This window comes from Oceanobacillus chungangensis (genome assembly GCF_003369565.1).
Taxonomy (GTDB): Bacteria; Bacillota; Bacilli; order Bacillales; family Amphibacillaceae; genus Oceanobacillus; species Oceanobacillus chungangensis.
Genome location: NZ_PIOD01000011.1, coordinates 293045 through 318545, shown reverse-complemented (window position 1 = coordinate 318545; position 25501 = coordinate 293045). Strand labels below are relative to the sequence as shown.

Genomic DNA, 25501 nt, shown 5'->3' with positions numbered 1-25501 from the left:
AAGGTCCCTTGGCATTTTTATGTGTCTATATTTGTTCTAATGATTAAAAAAATCTTCCGGTTTCTTTTGTTCTCGATATAAATGGAAATTACCTGTATCGTGTCGTTTTGCTGTTTTATATTCTATTCTTTCATAACAAGGATTGCATAAATACATATAAATTCGGCGATTTCTTAATCGCTTAGCCTTCGGGGCATTATCATCAATGATTTCTACATGATCACAAAGCGAACATTTAACTTGCATGATTGTCACCTCAAACTACAAAAGTATGTTAATAAGTATAACATAAAGGATCGCCATCTATTAGTGGAAAGTTACTTTTCTTATACTGCTTTTTAAAGTTTGCTGCTATGTAGCCGAATTACCAATAATTACTTGGCTGCTAAGGAATTATAACACTTTCTTAACAAGTAAATGAAACGTAGGCTTTCTCCCAAACGATGGTATGCGCATGTTTTAAAATAAATCAGATGGGGAAGATAAATACAAATGCTCTTTCTAAAGAAGGGATGATTTGATGAATAAACGTTTACTTTCAAGTATTGGTGCAGTAAGTGCAATTGGAGCTTCCGTTGCAGGGTATTATTTAAAAGAGAAAGGAAATAGGCAAAAACTGAAACAGAATTTTCGAAATCTAAAAAATAAGTTATTCAATACAGAGAAACAATATTCAATTTTTGATAATGCGGGTGTACCAGACCAAGTGCCAAGTATCGAACACGAACAATTGGAAAATTCTAAAATGGTGTCAGAAGGATCGCAATTTGGTGTACAGTATTATAATGAAAAAAAGGAAGAAGACGAGCCGAAATAATGCAATTACGTAGCAGCTAGGCTAAAGATTGTCCTAGCTGCTACGTTCTTATGCTATTTATTATTGAATGATTAATGATTTATATGGTGGTTGGATTGTTCATCTTCCACATTTTTTAATCTGCTCTTATCCTCTTGTGGAATTGATTGCTTATTTTGATCTGGCTCGGTTGGCCGATTTTCATTAACTGGAAATTCAGGCATAAATCTGCCAACAATCTCAGCTAATTCATCTACAACGCCCTGGACTGGATATCCCTGCTGGACTTTATTTGCCATTCCACGAATTCTTTCCATTGCATCTGCATCAGCTACAACGACAGCGGTCTTGCCGTATGGATCATGATAAAGTGCTTCTGCTACAGAATATTTAATGGCCCCGACGCGTGTTCGATCAAGATCTTTATCCACATCTATACCTACGACAGCATATGGTCCAGCAACAACAGCAGAGGCACCATTTACATCTGGTACGCCAGCCGCAAGATCGGCTAAATGATTGGCAATCTCATTATTGGATAGTTCTTTTTGTTCTGTGGGCGAAGAATTCTTGACCTGCATCAATTGATTATCATTTTGTGATTCAGGTGCAAGGGAACTTTCATTTCTGTTTGTACAACCGGTAACAATCAGCACAATTATGATAAGAAAGACACTTAGATAGAATCTCATGATATATTTTCCCTCCTAATAACTTTCAATATTGTTATTTTGGTTGGAAAAGGAAAAAATATACCGTAAATCGAAGAACAAGAGTGGAATTACAAAAATAGCGAGATATATTGAGGGGATAAGTCTGGGAGGTACGCAACAGTACTGTGTCATATATTGAAATAACGTATCTTGGGATCTTTCTATTACAGATAAGGAAAGCTGCTACTATATTTAGTACCAGCTTAAAATAAGCATTAATTAATAATAATCTTTTTCACATTTCTAATTGGGTTATCTTTATTTGAGCCGTCATGATAGAAGAAATATGCAGGACCATCACTTTTCAATGGTTTGCCATTCAATGCAAATTGTAAATATCCTTCCTCTAATTCCTGCAACGTAATGGTAATATCATTTTCGGGATTCTCGCTGGTAACGAGAGTAGCATTGACAGCCTCTGGCTTGATTTCAGCATTTTTTATGAAATCTTTTATCGGCATAACGTAAGAATGCTTTAAAATTTCTTCACCTTCAACTCTTGTAATACCCTTGTTTACAGGTGGATTAATTGCTCGTTCCCATCTTTGTGAAGCTTTTTCAAGTTCATTTTTAGATTCTGAAAGAGGCACGGATTCGCTAAAGGCTTCTTCAATTTTGATTTTTCGATCATCAAAAATCCAAACAGATGGATCAAGTGTTATTGTATAACAAACGCTTCCAGTAATCGGAATGATCATTTTCTTTCCCCCTAATCTATGTATCTTTGTCAAGAATACCAGACCTAACGAAATATTTCACTTTATTTCATTTGCATTTTCTTTTATCTAACGATAATATAGTATAAAAGAGAGTGTTTTAGCGGAGGGGATGATCCAAATTGATGCCGGAGGTAACTATAAATCATCGTGAAAATGCCTATGCCCTTCTAAAGGCTGATGCAGATAAGATTTTACGACTTATAGAGGTTCAAATTCAAAACTTAACAATGCCACAGTGTCCTGTTTATGAAGATGTTTTGGATACGCAAATGTTTGGACTTTCTAGAGAAATAGATTTTGCAATTCGCTTGCAATTAATTGATGAGACTGAAGGTAAAGCCCTTCTTGATAATTTAGAGAAAAAGCTTAATATATTGCATGAGGCATCACAAGAAACTTTGTGAACACTCAACAATGCATTTCGGCGTTTAAATTTTTAACAAAAACTTTGCCCTAGAGGAACATGGCAAGGTTTTTTTGTCTAAAATACTTGTTTTTTTAAGCTATGATGAAGTAACTTTATTACCTCTATTATATCGTAATAAATGTAGTCTGGTCACATTTATCATAGGCAAAAGTTAAATTTGGAATGATGAAATTAGAATAATAAATTTAAAATATTACACTATTTAAATAAATGTGATATACTTATTAAAATTTCTAATTCATCTACACTTATCAAACTATTCTGGAAATTAGCGGAGGAAATCGAGATAATTGTTGCTTCAAGGATACGGGTTTTCAAATAAAATTTGTAACCATTAGACAATCGATTATTCACATTTGTGTGAACGATTAGAACTTCCTCTTGTAAATACATATTAAGTGGGGAGAAGTAGTAAGATGATTCAGAGATTAAAAGATTATGATTTTACATTAATAATTACACCATTACTTTTAACTGCTTTTGGACTTGTTATGATATACAGCGCGAGTATGGTATCAGCTGTAGTTGAAGGGTTAGAAAGTACTTACTACCTTAAGCGGCAAGCAATGTGGTTTGCTATCGGGTTAGTTGGATTTACTGTTACTAGCATATTTCCATACAAGCATTATCAGAAATTAATAAAACCGATTATTTTTGGGGTTATTCTATTGCTGCTTGGTGTTTTGATTTTTGGATCAGTGGTAAATAATGCAAAATCATGGTTTAGATTAGGGCCATTAAGTCTTCAACCAGCAGAATTTGCAAAATTAGCTTTGATTATGTATTTAGCCTCTGTATATTCAAAAAAACAATCCTACCTAGATAATTTTTCTAAAGGTGTTTTGCCCCCGCTAATCATGACTGGAATAGTCCTAGCTTTAGTCGTTTTGCAACCTGATATTGGTACAGCTTCGATTATCTTCCTAATCGCTTGTTCTGTTATTTTTAGCTCAGGTATAAGATTCAAGCATTTGTCACTCTTGATTGTATTAGGAGTTGGGCTTGTTATTTTAGCTATTCCATATATGGTAACAGATGAACGGCTGTCTAGATTTACCGGTGCATATCAGCCTTTTGAAACTCCGGATTCTGATGGCTATCAATTAATTCAGTCTTATTTAGCAATAGGGACTGGAGGAATTACTGGTGTGGGACTTGGACAAGGTGTACAGAAGCTCGGATACTTAACGCAAGCAGAATCTGATTTTATCATGGCAACAGTTGCTGAAGAATTAGGATTTATCGGTGTCATCATTGTGATAGGCTTAATTGCGATTATTGTGTTAAGGGGAATATTTATTGCTAGAAAAAGCGAAGATAGTTTTGGGGCGTTGCTAGCAATTGGAATATCCTCAATGGTGGGAATTCAAGCATGCATCAATTTAGGAGCAATAAGTGGTCTACTCCCAATAACTGGTGTTCCACTACCATTTGTTAGTAATGGGGGTTCATCATTATTCGTTTTACTTATTTCTATGGGAATAATAAATAACGTAGCAATGAATGTAAAGAGAAAAGAGCATGAACGCAGTTAATTTTATCTCACTTTATATAACTACAAATAATTCTAACAGGGGTGGATCAATATGACAGAAGTGAAAGAAATTAAAAAGGTTTTAGTCGCAAATCGTGGTGAAATTGCAATTCGTGTTTTTCGAGCATGTACAGAACTTAACATTCGTACAGTTGCAATTTATTCAAACGAAGATAATTCCTCATTCCACCGTTTTAAAGCGGATGAAGCTTATTTAATTGGTCAAGGATTGAAGCCTATTGATGCTTATTTGGACATTGAGGGAATTATTCGCTTAGCAAAAAGTGTAAATGTAGATGCAATCCATCCAGGTTATGGGTTCCTATCTGAGAACATTCAGTTTGCTAAACGATGTGAGGAAGAGGGACTTATTTTTATCGGTCCAACAAGTGAACATTTAAATATGTTTGGCGATAAGGTGAAGGCTAGAGAACAAGCGTTGGATGCAGGAATTCCAATCATTCCTGGAAGTGATGGACCGATTGAATCTGTTGAAGATGTAAAAGCATTTGGAAATAATTATGGCTACCCAATCATTATTAAAGCTTCTCTCGGCGGTGGGGGTAGAGGAATGCGAATTGTCGAAGATGAACAAAGTGTATCAGAAGCATATGATCGTGCAAAATCAGAGGCAAAAGCAGCATTTGGTAATGATGAGGTATACTTAGAAAAACTAATTGAAAATCCAAAACATATTGAAGTCCAGATTATTGGTGATAAAAACGGGAACATCGTGCATCTGTATGATCGTGATTGCTCCATCCAACGTCGACATCAAAAAGTTATCGAAATTGCTCCGAGTTTATCTTTGACAGACAAACTGCGTGAAGAAATCTGTGATGCTGCAGTGCAATTGATGTCAAAAGTGAATTACTTAAATGCAGGGACCGTTGAGTTTCTAGTAACAGATAAAGAGTTTTATTTTATCGAGGTTAACCCGCGTATTCAAGTAGAGCATACAATTACAGAAATGATTACAGGTGTGGATATTGTTCAAACACAAATTAAAGTAGCTGAGGGTAAGGGCTTACACGATGAGTCCATTAATATTCCCGAGCAAGAAAACATTCGAATTAGTGGATATGCGATTCAATCTCGAATTACGACTGAAGATCCATTAAATAATTTTATGCCTGATACAGGGAGGATTGTCGCATACCGTTCTGGCGGAGGCTTTGGTGTCCGATTAGATGCTGGGAATGCGTTCCAAGGTGCAGTCATTTCTCCACACTATGATTCATTATTAGTAAAAGTATCTATCTGGGCAATGAGTTTTGAACAAGCAGCAAGTAAGGCAATTAGAAATTTAAAGGAATTCAGAATCCGCGGTATTAAAACGAACATACCATTTTTAGAAAATGTGATTCAACACGAGCAATTTCTGACAGGAAAATGTGATACAACGTTTATCGATAAAACCCCTGAATTATTCATTTTTCCAACACGTAAGGACCGTGGAACGAAAATGCTTACATATATTGGGGATGCGACGATTAATGGTGTAGAGGGTACAATTAAAAAGAATAAACCACAATTTACTAAATTAAGTATACCCGTGGTCGATAGCTTTGAAGAGATGCCGCGTGGTACGAAACAAATTCTAGATGAAGAAGGACCAGAGGGATTGTCGAAATGGCTGCTCGGCGAACAAGAAGTTTTACTAACGGATACTACCTTCCGTGATGCACACCAGTCTTTATTTGCAACAAGGGTTAGAACGAAGGATATTTTACAAATTGCAGAACCAACAGCACGTCTGTTACCTAATCTGTTCTCAGTAGAAATGTGGGGCGGCGCAACATTTGATGTTGCCTATCGTTTCTTAAAAGAAGATCCATGGACAAGATTAATTAAGCTCAGGGAGCAAATGCCGAATATTCTGTTCCAAATGCTTCTGCGTTCGAGCAATGCGGTTGGCTATAAGAACTATCCAGATAACTTAATTCGTGAATTCGTTGAAAAGAGTGCTAATGCCGGTATTGATGTTTATCGAATTTTTGATAGTTTAAACTGGGTGGAAGGTATGCGGCTTGCGATTGATTCAGTAAGAGAAAATAACAAAATTGCAGAAGCTACGATGTGTTATACAGGAAATATCTTAGATGTTGGTCGCAAAAAATATGATCTGAATTATTATATTAACTTAGCTAAAGAGCTTGAAAATGCTGGTGCACATATTCTAGGTATTAAAGATATGGCAGGCTTATTAAAGCCAGAAGCAGCATATCAATTAATTTCTAGCTTGAAGGATACACTTAATATTCCAATTCATTTGCATATGCATGACACTAGTGGCAATGGAGTTGTAACCTATGCTCGTGCAATTGATGCGGGGGTTGATGTAGTCGATGTAGCAACAGGTGCAATGGCAGGACTTACGTCGCAACCTAGTGCACAATCGTTATATCATGCTCTAGAAGGAACAGACCGTCAGCCTAAGGTTAACATTGGTAACTATGAAAAAATTTCAAACTACTGGGAAGGTGTCCGTGAATATTATCAAGACTTCGAAAGTGGAATGAAGGCACCACATACCGAGATATACTTCCATGAAATGCCTGGCGGACAGTATAGTAATTTAAAGCAGCAAGCAAAGGCTGTTGGACTGGAAGAACGCTGGGATGAAGTCAAAAAGACGTACCATCAAGTGAATGAAATGTTTGGTGATATTATTAAGGTAACCCCATCTTCTAAGGTTATTGGAGATATGACACTCTTTATGGTACAGAATAATTTAACAGAAGAAGATGTTTATGAGCGTGGCGCAACAATTGATTTTCCAGATTCTGTTATTGAATTTGCGCAAGGATACATTGGACAACCATATCAAGGTTTCCCAGAAAAGTTACAAAAGATTATTTTGAAGGAAAAAGAGGCGATTACAGTTCGACCTGGTGAGTTATTAGAACCAGTTGACTTTAAACAAACGAGAGATTATTTGTTTAAAGAACTGAATCGACCAGTATCAAGCTTTGATGTGATTGCACACGCACTTTATCCAAAGGTATTTATGGAATACAATAAATTCATTGAATCCTATGGTGATGTGTCGGTACTGGATACACCAACATTCTTCTACGGGATGAATTTAGAAGAAGTTATTGAAGTAGAAATTGAAAAAGGGAAGACATTAATCGTTAAGCTAAATTCCATTTCTGAGCCAAAACCAGATGGAACACGTGTTGTTTATTTCGAATTAAACGGCCAATCTAGAGAAGTAAAAATCAAGGATAACAGTGTAGAATCGAAATTAACAACAAGACCAAAAGCAGAAAAAGGGAATGAAAAGCATATTGGTGGCACGATGCCGGGTACAGTTTTATCAGTAAATTGTGCACCAGGGGATCAAGTAACAAAAGGTGATTATATTATGACTACTGAAGCAATGAAAATGGAGACAACGGTTCAAGCCCCATTTACAGGAGTTATAAAAGCTATCTACGTATCAAATGGGGATGCGATTGAAGTGGGAGATTTACTAGTTGAATTAGAATAATCTAATAAACAGGAAGGAGAATCTGCAGATTCTCCTTCCTGTTTCCTTGTTATACTCACTAGCTTTTATGTGGTTAGTTAATCTGCTTATCTAACAGATCATTCTTATAGTCCGAATCTGCCAACATTTTCTCTTGTCTTGCGCTTCTGGCTGACAGAAGAATGAAGTAGCTTAACATTCCAAAATAACAAGATATTACAAGTGCATGCATTAAGGCGATTCCAAGATTGAGCATTGTAAAAATAATCATCGCGCCAAAGAATACTTGTAAGGTAATGAGCGCAAGCGTTATGCTCCATCCCCATCTCATTACTCTACTCGAACGGTAATGTTTAACCATCTTTACAACTATAAGAATGGTCCAAATAAATAAGATGCCTGCCAGTAATCGATGTCCCATTTGCACCCATTGCTGAAAGTTATAGTCTGTGAAACTAAGTGGTGCTCCATTATTACAGAATGGCCAGTCTCCACAAACCATATTTGAATTTGTGTGCCGCACTAATGCACCAGTATACACGACGATTAGTGTATAAATGGATAAGGCGAATATCTCTGTTCGATGTCTTTTTTCAATGAAGAGTGAATCTGCATCGAATTTCTTATCAATTTCAAAGATAAGTAGCATTAGTAAAAATACAGATGCAAATGAAAGTAATGATATACCAAAATGTGAAGCCAGAACAAAATCAGATTGGCCCCACATTACGGCTGCCGCACCAATTAAAGATTGTAAAACAATAAAGAAAACGGATAAAAATGATAACAGTTTTACTTCGCGGATATGTCCAATTAATCTCCATGAAAGAATGGAAAGTGCTAGAACAACAATCCCAACACCACCAGTAACTAAACGGTGACTGACTTCCACAACCATTTCAAAAGAAAATTCAGCATTACATAACGGCCAGCTATCTCCACAACCATCTTCAGAACCTGTTTTTGTTACAAGTGCGCCACCTAAGAGGATAAAGAGCATGCCAATCGTAGCAATTACAGATAACCACTTTAAGTATTTAATCATTATGTAGTCCTCACTTTTCAATCTCTAAGATAATATTAAATCCAGTTATTTTATATTAAACAAAATTACTTTGCATCTTAATAAAAGTATCTAGGATTTAAATACTATTCTAACATAATTAATAATATTCTCACGTTGTCTATTGTAAAAAACCGCTTGCATTATTGGAAAGAGTTTGCTAGAAATAGTATAGAAGGAAATATTATAAAACTCTTAAACACAATAATGGTAAGGAATTCACTACTTGTTTTGTTTTCTGCATACATATTGATATTTACAAGGAAGAAATAAAAAATTCAATATTTTGTCACAATTTGTTAGTAAGATATCTATAAATATAAAATATTATGAAGTAGTTACCTAGAATCAATTAACTATCCATGGTACAATTGAGTTATTAGTGATTTATAAAACGGATTCATTTCTATTATTCCACAATAAACGATACATTTCGTGTATTGGAAAGGGGGACAAGAATGGATAAAGTGGAAACGTCCTATTCTGAAATGGATCTACATACCTCGGATTCAAATAGTGCAAAGATAAAAAAACTATTTACGGAGTTAAAATCACTAATTAAAATAGGGATAATAAATTCAAATTTAATTACAGCCTTTACCGGATTTTGGTTAGCAATTTTCTTTACTAATACCTCCATCACGATGCATTGGGATACTTTTTTCCTGACGATGATTGGAAGTGTGTTAATAATCGCAGGTGGCTGTATTCTTAATAACTGGTATGATGTAGATATAGATCCAATAATGGCAAGGACGAAAAACAGACCAACTGTAACTGGTTACTTTACTTTAAGATCTGTCCTAATTATGGGGATTATTACTAGTTTTATTGGATTTATTTTATTATCTTTAACCACAATAATAGCAACAATATTTGGATTTATTGGTTGGTTTATTTATGTTGTGTTGTATACGATGTGGTCTAAAAGAAAGTATACGCTTAATACGATTGTTGGTAGCTTTTCAGGGGCAGTGCCTCCATTAATTGGCTGGACAGCTGTTAGTCCTGAATTACATATTGTACCAATTGCTTTATTTTTAATTATGTTTATTTGGCAAACACCACATTTTCTTTCGTTAGCAATGAAGAAGAGGGATGATTATAAAGCGGCGAATGTGCCAATGCTTCCCGTAGTCTATGGTTTCGAGTTTACTAAGCGACAGATTGTAATATACATTGCTTGCTTGTTACCGTTGCCATTATTATTAACTTCCTTGGGAACGACGTTTGTTGTAATCGCTACAATTCTTAATATAGCCTGGTTAATTATTGGTTTTAGAGGACTTTTCACTAAGGATAATCTGAAATGGGCAAATATGATTTTCTTTTATTCTCTTAATTATTTAACCGTGATGTTCTTATTGATGGTAATTGTCACATTACCAATATTCTAATCATAGTCCTTAATTTATTTATTAATATATAAGGAATCAACAAGGAGAAAGAGAGGTATAATTCATGAATGGTTGGATGGGGAAAATTAGAGCAGTTCTGATGTTGAGTATTCTATCCCTTGTGTTAGCGGCTTGTGGTAAAGAAAACTTAACGGCGCTTGATCCAAAGGGGTACGGTGCAGATACATCGATGGATATGATTATACTGACAACATTAATCATGGTAGTAGTATTTCTAGTAGTAATCATTGTTTATTCAATCGTATTAGTTCGATTCCGTCGAAAGAAGGGTCAAGAAAATTACATACCAAAACAAGTAGAAGGTAATCACACCCTTGAAATGGTATGGACAGCAATCCCGATTGTATTAGTTCTTATCATGGGAGTTCCAGCTGTAATGACTGTTTTTGATTTAGCGGATGAATCAGAGGCAAGTGATAGTATCAATATTGAAGTTACTGGTAATCAGTATTGGTGGCATTTCAACTATGCTGGCGAAGAAGTAGTAACGAGTCAGGATCTATACATTCCTACTGGCGAAAAAGTATATTTGAATATGCAATCCTCTGATGTGATCCACTCTTTCTGGGTGCCAAGTATTTCTGGGAAAATGGATGTAAATCCTGAAAACGTAAATACAATGTATATTGAAGCATATGAAGAAGGCGTATATTGGGGAAAATGTGCTGAATTATGTGGACCATCACATTCACTGATGGACTTTAAAGTAATTGCTGTAAGTCCAGAAGAATTTGATCAGTGGATTGCGGATATGCAAAGTGTTGATCCTGCTGACGAGCCACAGGATGCAGTTGCTCAGGAGGGTAAAGAATTATTTGAAGCGAACAATTGTATGGGATGTCATGCTATCGGATCATCACCATCAGCAGTAGGTCCTAACTTAACCAACTTTGGTGACCGTACGAAAATTGCTGGTTTCTTAGAGCCTACCGAAGAGAATTTAGTAGATTGGATTATGGATCCTGAATCTATTAAACCTGGTAATAAGATGACAGGAAAGTATCCGAATTTGTCTGAGGACGAGGCAAGTAGTATTGCGGCATATTTAATGCAATTGAAACCATCAGAAGTAACTCCTGAAAGCGTAGGAGGAATTAATTAAAGAAATTTAAGAAGCTAAAATGGGATGAGAGACAAAAGGGAGGTTTATAAGTTGAGTATAGCAACTACTCAAAAAAAGGGCTTTGGTGCTGTTTTATGGGATTATTTAACGACAGTAGACCATAAGAAAATTGGTAATATGTATATTGCCGCCGGCGCCTTCTTCTTCTTAATTGGGGGATTAGAAGCTCTAATAATACGAATTCAATTAATTAAACCTGAGAATGATTTTATTAGTGCAGGTTTGTATAATGAAATGATTACGATGCATGGAACTACAATGATATTCTTTGCAGCCACACCGATATTAATTGGGTTTATGAACGCAATTATGCCTTTACAAATTGGAGCGCGAGATGTTGCATTTCCGTTTTTAAACTCATTAGGTTTTTGGTTATTCTTCTTTGGAGGAGTTCTTCTAAACCTAAGTTGGATCTTTGGCGGAGGAGCTCCTGATGCAGGTTGGACTTCATATGCACCGTTATCGCTCCAATCACCAGGGCATGGGGTGGATTTTTATGTTATGGGTCTTCAGCTTTCGGGTGCGGGAACATTAATGGGTGGTATTAACTTCATTGTGACTATCGTAACGATGCGTGCTCCTGGTATGACCTATATGCGTATGCCATTATTTACATGGACAACATTTGTTACAAGTATTTTAATTTTATTTGCATTTCCAGCACTAACTGTAGGTTTGTTTTTACTAATGTTTGATAGAATGTTTGGATCGGCATTCTTTGATGTTGCTTTGGGCGGTAATGCAATTATTTGGCAGCATTTATTCTGGATATTTGGACATCCTGAAGTTTATATTTTGATTCTGCCAGCGTTTGGTATTTTTAGTGAAATTATTCCAGCGTTTTCTAAGAAGCGTTTATTTGGATATACATCCATGGTATTTGCAACATTCTTAATCGCATTCTTAGGATTTATGGTATGGGCTCACCATATGTTTACGGTTGGACTTGGACCTGTTGCAAACGCAATTTTTGCTGTTGCAACAATGGCAATTGCGGTGCCAACCGGAATTAAGATATTTAACTGGTTAGCAACAATGTGGGGCGGAAGTATAACGATTAACTCAGCAATGCTTTGGGCATTGGCATTTATTCCTTCATTTACGATTGGTGGTATGACAGGTGTAATGCTAGGTGCTGCATCAGCTGACTACCAATACCATGATACGTATTTCGTTGTCGCCCACTTCCACTATGTAATTGTTGGTGGGGTAGTGTTTGGTATATTTGCAGCAACACATTATTGGTATCCAAAAATGTTTGGAAGAATCTTACACGAAGGCCTTGGTAAGCTATCATTCTGGCTATTCTTTATAGGCTTCCATTTAACTTTCTTTATTCAGCATTTCCTAGGGTTAATGGGCATGCCACGTCGTTATTGGGTATTCTTGGAGAACCAGGGATTAGATACAGGAAACTTAATTAGTACGATTGGTGCCTTCTTGATGGGGCTTGGTACAATCGTCGTATTAATAAACGTAGTCTATACTGCTGTAAAAGGTAAAAAGGTTTCGGGGGATCCATGGGATGCACGTACATTAGAATGGGCAATACCTTCACCACCACCTGAATACAACTTTAAGCAGCTTCCTTTAGTTCGTGGTTTGGATCCATTGTGGATTGAAAAAACAGAAGGAAAAGGAAAAATGACACCAGCAGAACCTGTAGTTGATATTCATATGCCAAATGGATCAATATATCCATTTATTATGACAATTGGATTTTTCATTGCTTCTATTGGATTTATATTCCAAGTAGATAATAATGTATGGTTACTTGCGGTTTACTTTGGAATGGCACTTGCTCTTGGAACAATGGTTGTTAGATCACTAAAAGATGACCACGGTTATCATATACACAAAGAAGACCTTGAAAGGGAGGCTGACTGATATGAGTCAAGATCATTCCTTGAATCCAGAAACAATGCCACATGATCCGTCAAAGGCTACTACAGAGGGGAAACACAAGTTCCTTGGATTATGGTTTTTCCTAGGTGGAGAGACTGTTCTGTTCGCATGTTTCTTCGGAACATTTATTGCTCTAAGAAATTCAACAGCAGGCGGTCCAACCTCTCAGGAATTATTTGGGTTAGAATTAGTATTTCTTATGACAGTATTATTATTAACTAGTTCATTAACTAGTGTATATGCAATCTACCATATGAAGAACAATGATTTTAAAAAGATGCAATTATGGTTTGGAATTACTGCATTGCTTGGAATTGGATTTTTAGCTTGTGAGTTATATGAGTTTGCACATTATATAACAGAATATGGCTTTACATTCCGTTCCTCAGCATTTGGATCAGCGTTTTATACGTTAGTAGGCTTCCATGGTGGTCACGTTATATTCGGACTTAGCTGGTTAATTGCACTGATGGTTCGGAATGCTAAACGTGGACTTAATTTATATAACGCACCAAAGTACAACACTTTTAGTCTATACTGGCATTTTATTGATGTTGTTTGGGTGTTTATCTTTACGGTTGTATATTTGATGGGAGCGGTGAGTTAATTTATGAATAACGAGAATATGAATATTGATAAAATTAATTCTTTCCAAAAACAACAAAATAAAGAAGAAATGAAGAAACAAATTATTACATTTGTATTAATGATTGCCTTTACTGTTGTCGCTTTTGCAGTAGTTGCTAGTGGTTTAGAAGCAATCTATGCTGTTCCATTGATTTTAATATTAGCTGTAGTGCAAGTCGGCTTCCAATTTTACTATTTCATGCATATGAAGGATGAAGGCCATGAAGTTCCAGCTGCATTAATTTATGGCGGCATTTGGGTTGCTATTCTAGTCGCATTAACTATGGCAACAATAATATGGTGGTAATGATATGATCGGAGTTAAATACTCCGATCTTTTTTTACTAAAATCGTCACAATATTAGTCGTTTTAGTAGAAATGAACAGGTATAATATAAAGAAAGGCAATAATTCCAATAATTGGAGTGAGCTAACATGTGGTTAAATTTACAAATTTTTGGTTTTCGTGCGCTGTGGAGTCCTTATTTTTTGATCTTTCTAATACTCATTGTAGTAGCGTACGCATTAATTACAGGACCATACAGACATCGATTTGGTGGAGAGGATAAGCCAAGTTTAAAACAACAAATTTCATTTTATATTGCGATATTGTTAATTTATGCTGTAAAGGGTTCACCAGTTGATTTAATGTCGCATATTACACTAACAGCACATATGACACAAATGGCAATTTATATCCTAATCGTTCCAATTCTTATTATTAAAGGAATACCAGAATGGATTTGGCATAAATTTATTTATGCTCCATTTATAAGACCGATGTTAAAGGTACTTGCAAATCCAATCATATCTGTATTATTATTCTATAGTCTGTTTAGTTTTTATCATGTCCCATTTGTGTTTGATTTTTCGAAATCGTCACCGATCGCTCATACTTTAATTCATTTAGTTTTATTTATCGCAGCATTTAATATGTGGTTGCCAGTTCTTGCTCCTGTCATGGAACTGGATCGGTTAAAACCATTACTTAAAATTGCTTATGTATTTGTAAGTGCAGTGTTAATGACACCAGCTTGTGTAATTATCATATTTGCAGCAGAACCACTTTACGCTTCTTATTCGAGTGGTGGGGCATGGATAACGGCATTAAGTCTGTGTGTGCCGGGAGATGTGTTACAGGGCATATCCAGTAATTTAACTGGTCCAGGGTTATTTACTTCGATGGATGTCCTAGAGGACCAGCAATTAGGTGGAATCGTAATGAAGGTTATTCAAGAAATTACCTATGGATTTATTCTAGCAGGAATTTTCTTTAAATGGTTTTCAAAAGAAAGCTTGAGAGTTGATCCATTACCATCTGATTCTTAAAGAACATTCACTCGAGTTGCTGGATAGTTTAGGAGCTTGATGTGACCGTTCGAAGCCTTTAGTTAGGCCTTCATTTCTAATTATTTTTTTTGAAAGGAATAGTGTTCAAGATGCCTTTTTTACCAACTATTAGTACATTATTTATTATTATAAGTGCCGTTTTAATGGCATTTGGCTGGAATTTAATAATTAAAGGGAAGGCAAAAGCGCATAAAATAACGATGATTGCATCGGCTATTAGTGCATTGCTTTTTTTAATTATTTATATGTCACGGACAATTTTTATTGGAAACACGAGCTTTGGTGGACCCGAGGATTTAAAGATCTATTACACAATCTTTTTAATCTTCCATATTATTTTAGCAACGACTGGTGCGGTTTTTGTAGTTGTTACCCTTACGTTGGCTTTCAAACGAAAGATTAAATTACATAGAAAAGTTGGACCAGTGACTGCAGTGATTTGGTTCTTTACCGCGATAACTGGTGTGATGGTGTATTTATTCTTATATATCTTCTGGGATGTTGGTGAAACGACGAATCTATTCCGAGCAATCTGGGGATTCTAAGTAAAACAAAAAGTTGGAAGCTTTATCTCGATATGCTTCCAACTTTTTATTTAATTGTTTTCCGTTACTTCTTTCTTAAAGCTTGTAAGTTCGTCTGCTAGTTTCGAAGCTAAAGTATTTGCTCGTTCAACAAGACTTTCTGGGAAATTCTCTTCTTCTCCGTATTCAATTCCATGTGGATAGTAATGCTTGCCTAAAAGTGGTGGAAGTAATTTAATTACGGCATTTCTTCTATCGACATCACCTTCAAGAGCATATCCTTGGATACGAACATAATATGTAATGTTTTTTTCCTTGGAACCAATCTTATAATCATATGTTACTCGTTCATAATCCCACTGACCTGCGCGGATAAAGGCATGTTTTCCGGTAATGTGATCCAAAGGCTTTAAATCAACAACAATATCCTCGATACCTGTGTTTTCTAGTCTCATTATATACACCTCTTATGTTAATCATCTTCTATTAATCATATTACGAAAACGCTTAAGTTGCAATTAAAAACAATTTATTTAGGTAGTTAAGAAAGTTTGAAATTTTTCTCGATACAAGAGTGCACTTAGACTTAAGCAAAGTGTAGCTATATGTAATCCATTGTGTGGAATACATTTTTTCTATATTATTATAGGCGAAAATAGTATAAATACTTTTGTTCAACATAAACTCTATTAAATTGAATTCCAAAGAATTAGACCTGGAAGTTAATAATATAAATCTTTCTTCATAGATAAGCGCAACCAAATTTTTAAAAGAAGCATACGATTTGGCAGTCGAAAGCTCAAATACCGAAATCTATTTAGTTAATCAGAGTGATTAGTACAGCTAGTTGGATTATCACGTTGAGTCAAAAGGAGAATAAAGCATGAAATTTATTCGAAGTTTAATATTTATTACTATCATCGCCTTCATAGCCTTTTACATTTTAGAAGAAAAGAATCTGTTACCAAATGATGCAATCGATAGTGTTGGGAGTGTAGCCAAAGAAAAGACCAATACAATGCGGAATAAAGTTCCTCCTGAGTACGATGAAAAACAAAGTGAGCTTCCGATAGAAGGAGATTTATATGGATGGGTTGGTGGGTCGATCGAGCGGTTGATTGATAAATATGGTGAACCAATTAGAAGGGATACTAGTGCATACGGCTATGAATGGTGGGTGTATACCGATTATCAAACAAATTATATTCAATTTGGCATTAAAAACAATCAAATTGAAACGATATATGCAACAGGGAATAGTTTAACGGATGAGCGTGCTTCCGTTGGACAAAGCTTTACTTCTTTAGATGAAAAATTTTCTTTTAATAATGAAGTATCTTTTAATGAAGGGTTTTCAACGTATACGTTCAAACTAACGAATGACGAGCTGAAAATGCGGCCATTGGTGAAACTTAATGACAATGTATTTGCACAATTTTATTTTGATACTTTTACAAATCAATTATCATCAATTCGTGTATTAACTGCAGATATATTATTAAAGCATCGTCCATATCAATTACATTATCGTGGTGATTTACCTGAAGAGCCACATTTAACTGTGGGGGAATGGGAAAAGATCGAGGCTGGAATGGAACAGCAAGTATTTGATATTACGAATGTTTTTCGAGATCAACAAGGATTGGAGCCTTTACAATGGGATGTTCCAGTAGCTGAAGTAGCATTTTCACATAGTAAAGATATGGAGGAAAATAATTACTTTTCACATGATAGCTTAAATGGGGATGGACTTAAAGAAAGATTAGCCGTTGAAGAAGTGATTTACGTTGCAGCCGGGGAGAATATTGCTGCGGAATATACTGATGCACCAGCAGCGATGGAAGGTTGGTTAAATAGTGAAGGGCATCGTGAGGCATTGTTTAATAAAGAATACACGCATTTAGGTGTTGGTGTTTATAAACTTTATTACACACAGAACTTTCTGGCGAAACCGCTGTAAGTTCTTTTTTTCTTGCACGTAGTGTCAGTAGCCCGCATAAATTATTTAGTATAAGTGCGTGTTTAAAAAGGAGGATAAAAGGACCGAGAAGTTCGAGGCGGCGTAGCTTTGAGTAGCGGAACGTATGCTATTAATACGTGAGCGAACGATTCTGCACGCAGTAAAAGCTTTTTTTCTTTTCCAAGGAACGGAAAAGCGAGCCAACGAAGAAATTCGATGTGTCATTTTTACCGGACTTTTTGAAACATCCTCTATAAAAGAACGATTTATGTGGGGTGAATATTATGGAAGTAGAACATCTGAATCCAACGGTGCTTGCATTCAAAGAATTTATTAATGCACATCCATCTTTAATTAAAGAAGTAAGAAAAAGTGGAAAATCATGGCAAGAATATTATGAGAAGTGGGTTCTTCTTGGTGAAGATGATCCACATTGGGAACAATATAAGGAAGAGCCAACAAAAGAGAATGAAAAAAAAAGCGACGAGAAAAATTTTGAGCTAATGAGCCAACTTATGAAGCTTACCGAAAATTTCGATATAAACAAGGTACAAGGTCAGGTGCAGCAACTAAGCAACACAATTTCCACCATTCAAGAAGTCATTAGTCAATATCAACAATCAAAAAAGCCAAGTGAACAAACAAAGGATCCATTTAACTGGTTTCATGATTAAGGAGTGGTACGGTGGATCAATATAGTTATCAATATATTAGCGGAAATCGTCAATTAGCTAACTATATTCGTTATAATCCTATATGGTATCGCTACTTATCACGAGACCCGAATCGTGTTTTAGAAATGGAAAAAGAAGCAAAGAAATTTTACGGGAAAACATTTCCACAACGATTGGAAAAGATCAGCAATAATATTCAAATGGTCGGGATGCTAATGCAATTTGCGGATGCAATGAAAGATTAATGAGCCAAGTTATTTTCATTCACAACTTAAAATGGTAATATACTAATTGGGGGTGTTAATCTTGATTGCAACATTAGAATATGTTGATATTCTCGATCAATCAGAGCAACTTGGTAAGATGATCATGGATTCTGAAGTTATGGATGATTATAAGAACAGACAAGTTGCACTTTATGAAGATACTGAAGCACAAGAACTGATTCGTGCTTTTACAGATATGAAACAACATTATGATGATATTCAGAGGTTTGGAAGATATCATCCAGATTATAACGAAATAATGAAGAAGGTTCGTTCTGCCAAAAGGGAAATGGATATGAACGAGAAGGTTGCAATGTTTAAAGTTGCTGAACGTAACTTGCAAAATTTGCTAGATGAAATCAGTAGCTATGTTGCATTAAGTGTAAGTGAACAAATCAAAGCACCAAAGGACGGAGCAGCATTAACAGATAGTGGCTGTGGTCATGGCGGCGCATGTGGTTGCTCACATTAATGATTTAATCAACTATCTTATAGCTTAGATAGTTGATTGAATCTGACTATTAAAATAGAACGAACGTTTGAAGTACATAATATTGTTGAGAATCCTATTTGAAAAGTAATAGGGAGGGCAGGGTATGAGAACAGAACGGCAAGGGATTATCGTGTGGTTTCAACATACGAAGAATATTAAACAAATTAAGCGTTTTGGTAACTTGATCTATGTATCAAAGAAATTAAAATATGCTGTTATTTATGTTGACCAAGTAGAATTAGACAAAATCGAATATAAATTATTAAAACTACCATTTGTTTCTAAAGTAGAAAAGTCATATAAGCCATTCATTAAGACCGACTATGAAAATGCGAAACCTGATGAAGCAAAGCAATATGATTATGATTATAAAATGGGGATATAAAAGCCATTGTAGTGACTTTACCTACAATGGTTATTTTTTTTGCTTTTAAAAATAGAAGGTAGCGAATAGTTGATATAAAGTGCGACGTAACTTAAGAAGCTCAATGCTCATGGACCGACCGCTCCAGTAATACACTACGCTTTCCGCGGGGAGCTGGCGAGCCTTCTTGTGCTGCGCACTTCGAAGTCTCGCCGAGGCTCTACCTCCCGCAGGACAATGAAAGCTTCGGCAGCGTTACATCGCAATTAGACAAATCGTTCTTTATTTTCGAGGAGTCTCCGTGTATTTCTTCCGCTAGGGATTTTGCAATTACTGTCATCTTTCTATCTGTGATATAAGGCGAGAGGGCAATTCCTCTATCATGGCCGTTGATTTTAGCGTAGGACAGGAGACTCCTGCGGGAACAACGAAGATGTTGAGCCCTAAGGTTCACGACTGTCCGCAGTGAAAATCAACATTGCTCCTAGTTCGTAGTTAATATTAATGGTAAAAAATGATTAATTATGTCTAGAAAAAGAAAAATCCTGCAGAGATGACTCTGCAGGTCCTATATGTTTTTAGTATAAAAAACATATAGGTAAAGGGAGAGGAGAAACCGAAGAAGAACTTATGGGGAAGTATAAGTTCCTCTCCGTATTGAAACAACCAAGCTAACAGTTAGTTGAATCATTATGTTATTATGTACAAAGGGAAAAATAATATACCTAAACAGGTGAATTTTTCTTAGAGAAGTGTGAGCTAGGAAATCGTTCTACTGAACATAATTGTCGTTTGTGGTAATATTAATTTTGATTAGTAGGATATCGAGGTGATGACATGCGGGTTATAGCAGGTGAATTTAAAGGAAGACAATTAAAAGCTGTTCCTGGTAAATCAACAAGGCCGACAACCGATAAGGTAAAAGAGGCGGTATTTCAAGTCATGGGACCATTCTTTGAGGGTGGAGCAGTACTTGATCTATTTGCAGGAAGCGGCTCGTTAGGGATTGAAGCGATTAGTAGGGGAATGGATTCAGGTATATTTGTTGATAAAAACCCCAAAGCGATACATACTATTTCAGACAATGTAAAAACGGTAAAAATAGAGGACAAAGTAGAATTATTTCGAACAGACGCTGTTCGTGCACTAAAAGCGATAGCGAAACGTGATTTACAATTCGATTTAATCTTACTGGATCCGCCATATAAAAAAGTTGAATACGACAAGGTCTTAAAACAAATTATCGAATCTAACTTAATCAAAAAAAATGGAATTATATATTGTGAACATGATTTAGAAGATGAGCTAGCAGCAAGTTATGGCCCATTATCCCTTATTAAACATGAAAATTATGGAGGAACTATTGGGATAACAATTTATCAAAGGAATTGAAAAGGAGTTGGCATCATGGGAAAATTGGCGATTTGTCCGGGAAGCTTTGATCCAATAACGAATGGACATTTGGATATTATTACTAGAGGCGCAAAAATCTTTGAGAATGTAATAGTTACAGTTTTTAATAATCAATCTAAGTCACCATTGTTTACGGTAGAAGAAAGAATCCATTTAATGCGAGAGTCCACAAAGCATTTACCGAATGTTACGGTTGATTCCTCGGATCACCTGCTAATGGATTACGCTCGTGAAAACAAAGCGAACGCAGTAGTTCGTGGATTAAGAGCTGTAAGTGATTTTGAATATGAAATGCAAGTAACATCGATGAATCGAAAGCTTAATCAAGATGTGGAAACGTTTTTTATTATGACGAATAATCAATATTCCTTCCTAAGCTCAAGTATTGTGAAGGAAATTGCGAAGTATAATGGTGATATTTCAGGATTGGTACCAGATGTAGTTCTCGAAGCACTGAAAGAGAAATTTGGTCATCGCTAATGTAATAAACAACACTCTAGCTATCAGTTAGAGTGTTGTTTATTTATGCCTTCTATTGCTTCTTCATATTTCTCCGATAAAGAATGATGATTGCTATTCCTAGGGAGAAGAAAGTTAATAATGCACCGTTTTGCGTAACTAAATCCAATATATAATTCCCTATATTATTATCTGACGCTTGTGATGCGGGGACACTTGTCTGGGAAGTTTCTTTATTAAGATAGAGAGGCTTGTACAGAATAATTGTTAATATACTTGCGAGGGTTCCATGTAATAAACGTGCAAAGAAATACGGTAAGAAACGAATATCCGTTTTAGCTAATATACTAGCAACCTGGGCTTGTATAGAAAAACCGTTAAATCCAAGAATAAAGCTAATAAGGATTAATTGTGGCAATAATGATTCGGTTGTAATTTGGGTAATCATATTGGCACCGATTGTTATTTCGAATAATCCTGATAAAAAAGGAAGTGCAAATTCAATTGGCAGACTGAACAATGATAAGGCGACTTTGAATAATCCTGCTATTGCTGGAGTAACTCCAACTAAGAAGAGTAGTTTGATTAAGACAGAGAATAAGGTAATAAACCCGCCGACCATGATTAACGTTTTAATCGAATTTAGAACTGCATCTCCTAGAATTTCTCCAAATGGTCTTTTGTCTTTTAATCTTGTTCGGTGCATTGCTTTGAAAGCTGTTGTCAAGGAAACTCTCTCTCGCTTCTCCCGCAGTATTTTCTTCTTGCTCCTCCCGTGAAATCGCATGACAATACCTACGATTGCGTTACTTGTATAGTGGCAAACAGCGATTAAAACTCCTAAAGATGCATCGTGAAAAAAACCGACAGAAATAGCGCCGAAGATAAATAATGGACTCGAATTATTTGTAAATGCGACTAGTCTTTCTGCTTCAATTTGTGTAAGTTGGCCTTCTTCTCGTAGTCGAGCCGCAATTTTTGCACCTGTTGGATAGCCGCTAGCCATACCCATCATCCAGCCAAAACTTCCTACACCAGGGATATTAAATAACGGACGCATAATCGGCTCAAACAATACCCCTATGAAGTTTACAACCCCAAATGCTAGTAATAGCTCGGCCGTGATGAAAAATGGCAACAGCGATGGGAAAACTACTTCCCACCATAAATTTAATCCTCTAATACTAGCTTCCAGTGCCTGATCTGGAAACTGAATTAGTGAAATCATTATGAAAATAGTCATTCCTGAAAAGAGCAATGTTTTAATAATTTGTATCAATGGGAATCCCCCTACGTCTATAAAGTGGTGCCAATACGATTACGTGTATCAAGTGATTTTTTGAGCGGGCTTACCAACCCAAGTTCTGTACATCTAATTCGCTTAGTAGTAAAATAAATTTTAGCTTGTAATAATTTAAAACTTCATTTTGCTGAAGTCTTACTATTATCTACATTCAATGATAAATGAATTAGCTAAATCACTACGAATTGTTTCGTTTTCACATCCGTCCTATATCATCATTTTTACGCTTAGGGTATCATATAGGTCAAAAAGAAACATGTTATGTACAAGTTCTTTACTAATATACGCACATAGAGAGGTTGTTTATGACATACACTTTTTTCAGGCCCTGCTGATAATGTGTTTATCAATCGTATGAATTAGCAAATAATGTTTTATTTATAGTCGGCAAGTCATTTTGGTCGTTTACTTTGGAAGGAGCATTAGCGAAATAATGAATATTACGAAGAAAAATATTATTTACTTTGTCCTAATCATTGTAGTTGCTTATTTAATAGCAGGATATCAACTACCTTACTATATTCAAAAACCAGGTGGAGCAGATGCTCTAAACCCGATCATCAAAGTTACTGGTGGATTTGAAAGTGAGGGCGACATGCATCTAGTAACGGTCAGCGGACTACAAGCAACGCCATTGCAATATATATGGGCCAAAGTTACGCCTCACAATGAAATATTGCCAATCGACAAAGTATTTCCTAAAGGAACTTCACAGAACGAATACATGCAGGCGCAACTTCAAGTGATGGAAAACTCACAGGAAGCGGCGACTGTTGTTGCGTATCAAGCGGCAGGAGAGGACATAACAATTTCATATAACGGTGTTTATGTTGCTTCTGTTATCGAAGGAATGCCTGCAGAGGGGAAATTATTTGTTGGCGATTTGATAACTGGGGTTGATGGAGCAGGGATACAAGAATCTGAGCAATTAGTCCAGTATATAGAAGCGAAAAAAGCAGGAGACACGATTACAATAGATTTTGAACGTGAAAATAAAAAAATGACAACAGATGTAACGTTGAAAGCTTTTAATGAAATCGATAATAAAGTTGGAATTGGCATTAGCTTAGTGACTGACAGGAGTGTCTCAGTTGAGCCAGAAATAGAATTTTCAAGCGGTAATATTGGAGGACCTAGCGCAGGACTTATGTTTTCACTTGAAATATATGATCAACTAACAGAAGATGATTTGACGAAAGGATATCAAATTGCCGGTACGGGTGAAATCGATTATGATGGCAATGTACTAAGAATCGGTGGAATTGATAAGAAAATTGTTGCTGCTGACAAAGAAGGGATTGATATCTTCTTTGCTCCAAATGAAAATGGGGCAATTGATTCCAATTATCAACTTGCAAAACGAACGGCAGAGGAAATAGGCACAGATATGAAGATAGTACCGGTAGATACGTTTGCAGAGGCACTCGAATACTTAGAAAATCTATAATTTGTAAGTAGGGTGATTTCTGGAAGACTTTTACTCTTCCTACGATAGTTAGAAAGCAAAGCTTTAAATTAAGTTAAATTACAAATCATATACAAAGGGTTTATAAGTAAAAATAAAATCGACCTACTCTGTGGAGGGTCGATTTTATTTAATTTCCTTAATATACAACTGGACCTTTATACTCTTGCTTGATTGCCTGTATTCTTGCTTCAGGTGGGAGAATACTATAATAAGCATAACTTGCTCTTTCTTCTAACTTCATTAATGTTGGTGCATCACGCTTAATATTTGAAACAATTGGAACTTGTATTTCCTTTTTTCTTTTGTTTAGATAATGCTGCCCTGTTTTTGTTAATCCGAGTACTCGGACGTAGGGGACAGTCGGAAGGTTGATGATCGATGTAATCTCCGACCTTTTCGTATTGGTCAAGAGATGAACGAACAGTCGTTGAATTCTTGTCCACGTATAACGTTTCGTTTTAATCAATGTCACCCATTGTTCGAATGAAGTTGCCTGTTTTGCAGTTTTCTTTATCCGATGCTCTAATCCTTCATCAACACCGTGAATCATGCCTAATTCCTCTAAAGGCATTGTCATAACTCGATAATGCAGGAGCGGAAAGTAAAGTTCCCACGTATGCCAAAAGGATGCAATATTTTTATAAGATTGTAACTGAATTGCTGTTGCTTTAGGGATAGCTTGTTGAATTGCAATTGAAAGCTCATTTTGTTCGATTAACTGTTTTCGGATACTTGTTGCACTAGCGATATCACTAGTAATTAATTCGTCATGAAAATTATTATTTGTCCTTTTAATCGTAATCGGTTCAATAGGTAATTCATTATTCAATATTGATTTCACGTAGCTGAATCCAAGAATATTATTTGGTTTTGCAAGATCTATGTCACTTGATGCTAAGTTAATCTCTTGATATGCATCTCTACTTGCCTCTGGAAAAGATTTTCCCTCTGCTAGAGCATGTTTCAATGTGGTATTATAGATGTCTTCATTGTTCTTCATTGTTGTGTAGCTGTTTAGGAAAGGGGAGATACTTCCGGACTCACTACCGAAACATATGCTAGATACACCGATCTCGTTAAGGGTATGTACAGCACCATGTGCAAATATATCACTATTTTGAACTGCAAATGCATAAGGGAGCTCGAGGACAATATCAATGCCGGATTGGAGTGCAGCTTTCGTTCGATGGTATTTATCGATAATCGCCGGTTCTCCACGTTGTAGGAAATTACCGCTCATAACAGCGATGGTGCAATCCGCGTTCGTAGCAGTTTTTGATTCTTCTATATGATAGACATGTCCATTATGGAATGGATTATATTCAACAATTAGGCCAGTGGCTTTCATACATTCAGCTCCTATAGTATAATGAAATTATTGTATCAAAAAAGAGTGTTAAAAACATCTTTAATCGCAATATACATGC

At 35.9% G+C, this 25501-nt stretch carries 26 protein-coding genes; 19 read left to right on the top strand and 7 right to left on the bottom strand.

Annotated features, from left to right (window positions below; genetic code table 11):
• Positions 1-36: 36 nt before the first annotated feature.
• Positions 37-246, bottom strand: a complete 210-nt coding sequence (locus CWR45_RS11610; protein ID WP_115750025.1) for a YlaI family protein — start codon at positions 244-246, stop codon at positions 37-39.
• A gap of 274 nt (positions 247-520) precedes the next feature.
• Here CWR45_RS11610 and CWR45_RS11605 point away from each other — a divergent pair, with 274 nt between their 5' ends.
• The gene (locus CWR45_RS11605; protein ID WP_115750024.1) at positions 521-817 is read left to right on the top strand and encodes a hypothetical protein; all 297 of its coding nucleotides are present in this window, start codon (positions 521-523) and stop codon (positions 815-817) included.
• A gap of 71 nt (positions 818-888) precedes the next feature.
• Here the strand turns inward: CWR45_RS11605 and CWR45_RS11600 are convergent, their stop codons facing one another.
• Both CWR45_RS11600 and CWR45_RS11595 read right to left on the bottom strand, forming a co-directional pair.
• Positions 889-1488, bottom strand: a complete 600-nt coding sequence (locus CWR45_RS11600; RefSeq protein ID WP_115750023.1) for a YhcN/YlaJ family sporulation lipoprotein — start codon at positions 1486-1488, stop codon at positions 889-891.
• 236 nt (positions 1489-1724) lie between these two features.
• A complete protein-coding gene (locus CWR45_RS11595) occupies positions 1725-2207 on the bottom strand; it encodes a hypothetical protein (RefSeq protein WP_115750022.1) in 483 nt (160 codons plus the stop codon).
• A 143-nt stretch (positions 2208-2350) separates the two neighbouring features.
• On the opposite strand from CWR45_RS11595, the gene CWR45_RS11590 reads away from it, so the two are divergent.
• From CWR45_RS11590 to pyc, 3 genes are all read left to right on the top strand, one after another.
• Entirely contained in the window at positions 2351-2632 is a 282-nt protein-coding gene (locus CWR45_RS11590) for an Fpa/YlaN family protein (protein WP_115750101.1), read from the top strand.
• A 439-nt stretch (positions 2633-3071) separates the two neighbouring features.
• A complete protein-coding gene (gene ftsW / locus CWR45_RS11585; RefSeq protein WP_115750021.1) occupies positions 3072-4190 on the top strand; it encodes a putative lipid II flippase FtsW in 1119 nt (372 codons plus the stop codon).
• A gap of 51 nt (positions 4191-4241) precedes the next feature.
• Entirely contained in the window at positions 4242-7685 is a 3444-nt protein-coding gene (gene pyc / locus CWR45_RS11580) for a pyruvate carboxylase (RefSeq protein WP_115750020.1), read from the top strand.
• A gap of 73 nt (positions 7686-7758) precedes the next feature.
• Here the strand turns inward: pyc and CWR45_RS11575 are convergent, their stop codons facing one another.
• Positions 7759-8709: a COX15/CtaA family protein gene (locus CWR45_RS11575; RefSeq protein WP_115750019.1), complete on the bottom strand. Its 951-nt coding sequence runs from the start codon at positions 8707-8709 to the stop codon at positions 7759-7761.
• 476 nt (positions 8710-9185) lie between these two features.
• Here CWR45_RS11575 and cyoE point away from each other — a divergent pair, with 476 nt between their 5' ends.
• From cyoE to CWR45_RS11540, 7 genes are all read left to right on the top strand, one after another.
• Positions 9186-10124 carry a heme o synthase gene (cyoE, locus tag CWR45_RS11570; protein WP_115750018.1) on the top strand — a complete coding sequence of 313 codons (939 nt, stop codon included), beginning with the start codon at positions 9186-9188 and terminating at the stop codon, positions 10122-10124.
• Positions 10125-10188: 64 nt separating this feature from the next.
• Positions 10189-11247 (top strand): cytochrome c oxidase subunit II, encoded by a 1059-nt coding sequence (gene coxB / locus CWR45_RS11565; protein ID WP_115750017.1) that lies wholly within the window; start codon positions 10189-10191, stop codon positions 11245-11247.
• A gap of 51 nt (positions 11248-11298) precedes the next feature.
• The gene (ctaD, locus tag CWR45_RS11560; RefSeq protein ID WP_115750016.1) at positions 11299-13155 is read left to right on the top strand and encodes a cytochrome c oxidase subunit I; all 1857 of its coding nucleotides are present in this window, start codon (positions 11299-11301) and stop codon (positions 13153-13155) included.
• Between the two features lies 1 nt (position 13156).
• On the top strand, positions 13157-13780 hold the full coding sequence (locus CWR45_RS11555; protein WP_114916264.1) for a cytochrome (ubi)quinol oxidase subunit III: 624 nt from the start codon (positions 13157-13159) through the stop codon (positions 13778-13780).
• Between the two features lie 3 nt (positions 13781-13783).
• On the top strand, positions 13784-14107 hold the full coding sequence (ctaF, locus tag CWR45_RS11550; protein ID WP_115750015.1) for a cytochrome c oxidase subunit IVB: 324 nt from the start codon (positions 13784-13786) through the stop codon (positions 14105-14107).
• Positions 14108-14235: 128 nt separating this feature from the next.
• On the top strand, positions 14236-15129 hold the full coding sequence (gene ctaG / locus CWR45_RS11545) for a cytochrome c oxidase assembly factor CtaG (RefSeq protein ID WP_115750014.1): 894 nt from the start codon (positions 14236-14238) through the stop codon (positions 15127-15129).
• Between the two features lie 110 nt (positions 15130-15239).
• The gene (locus CWR45_RS11540; protein WP_115750013.1) at positions 15240-15695 is read left to right on the top strand and encodes a DUF420 domain-containing protein; all 456 of its coding nucleotides are present in this window, start codon (positions 15240-15242) and stop codon (positions 15693-15695) included.
• Positions 15696-15745: 50 nt separating this feature from the next.
• On the opposite strand, the gene CWR45_RS11535 is transcribed toward CWR45_RS11540, so the two are convergent.
• Positions 15746-16129: a YugN family protein gene (locus CWR45_RS11535; RefSeq protein WP_115750012.1), complete on the bottom strand. Its 384-nt coding sequence runs from the start codon at positions 16127-16129 to the stop codon at positions 15746-15748.
• A gap of 428 nt (positions 16130-16557) precedes the next feature.
• Between CWR45_RS11535 and CWR45_RS11530 the strand changes: the two genes are divergently transcribed.
• The 7 genes from CWR45_RS11530 to coaD all read left to right on the top strand — a co-directional run bounded on the left by CWR45_RS11530 (position 16558) and on the right by coaD (position 21324).
• Positions 16558-17634, top strand: coding sequence for a CAP domain-containing protein (locus CWR45_RS11530; RefSeq protein ID WP_115750011.1), 1077 nt, complete (start codon positions 16558-16560; stop codon positions 17632-17634).
• Between the two features lie 284 nt (positions 17635-17918).
• Positions 17919-18308 (top strand): YlbD family protein, encoded by a 390-nt coding sequence (gene ylbD / locus CWR45_RS11525; protein ID WP_115750010.1) that lies wholly within the window; start codon positions 17919-17921, stop codon positions 18306-18308.
• A gap of 11 nt (positions 18309-18319) precedes the next feature.
• Positions 18320-18553 (top strand): YlbE-like family protein, encoded by a 234-nt coding sequence (locus CWR45_RS11520; protein WP_115750009.1) that lies wholly within the window; start codon positions 18320-18322, stop codon positions 18551-18553.
• Positions 18554-18614: 61 nt separating this feature from the next.
• Complete coding sequence (locus CWR45_RS11515) at positions 18615-19046, top strand: YlbF/YmcA family competence regulator (RefSeq protein ID WP_115750008.1); 432 nt, start codon at positions 18615-18617, stop codon at positions 19044-19046.
• 124 nt (positions 19047-19170) lie between these two features.
• Entirely contained in the window at positions 19171-19452 is a 282-nt protein-coding gene (locus CWR45_RS11510) for a YlbG family protein (protein WP_115750007.1), read from the top strand.
• A gap of 816 nt (positions 19453-20268) precedes the next feature.
• Positions 20269-20823 (top strand): 16S rRNA (guanine(966)-N(2))-methyltransferase RsmD, encoded by a 555-nt coding sequence (gene rsmD / locus CWR45_RS11505; protein WP_115750006.1) that lies wholly within the window; start codon positions 20269-20271, stop codon positions 20821-20823.
• A gap of 15 nt (positions 20824-20838) precedes the next feature.
• Positions 20839-21324 carry a pantetheine-phosphate adenylyltransferase gene (coaD, locus tag CWR45_RS11500; RefSeq protein ID WP_115750005.1) on the top strand — a complete coding sequence of 162 codons (486 nt, stop codon included), beginning with the start codon at positions 20839-20841 and terminating at the stop codon, positions 21322-21324.
• Positions 21325-21376: 52 nt separating this feature from the next.
• Here the strand turns inward: coaD and ylbJ are convergent, their stop codons facing one another.
• Positions 21377-22582, bottom strand: coding sequence for a sporulation integral membrane protein YlbJ (gene ylbJ / locus CWR45_RS11495; RefSeq protein WP_281271854.1), 1206 nt, complete (start codon positions 22580-22582; stop codon positions 21377-21379).
• Between the two features lie 457 nt (positions 22583-23039).
• On the opposite strand from ylbJ, the gene CWR45_RS11490 reads away from it, so the two are divergent.
• Positions 23040-24053 (top strand): SepM family pheromone-processing serine protease, encoded by a 1014-nt coding sequence (locus CWR45_RS11490; protein ID WP_115750004.1) that lies wholly within the window; start codon positions 23040-23042, stop codon positions 24051-24053.
• Positions 24054-24210: 157 nt separating this feature from the next.
• Here CWR45_RS11490 and CWR45_RS11485 read toward each other — a convergent pair whose 3' ends face one another.
• A complete protein-coding gene (locus tag CWR45_RS11485; RefSeq protein WP_115750003.1) occupies positions 24211-25422 on the bottom strand; it encodes a nucleotidyltransferase in 1212 nt (403 codons plus the stop codon).
• Positions 25423-25501: the final 79 nt, after the last annotated feature.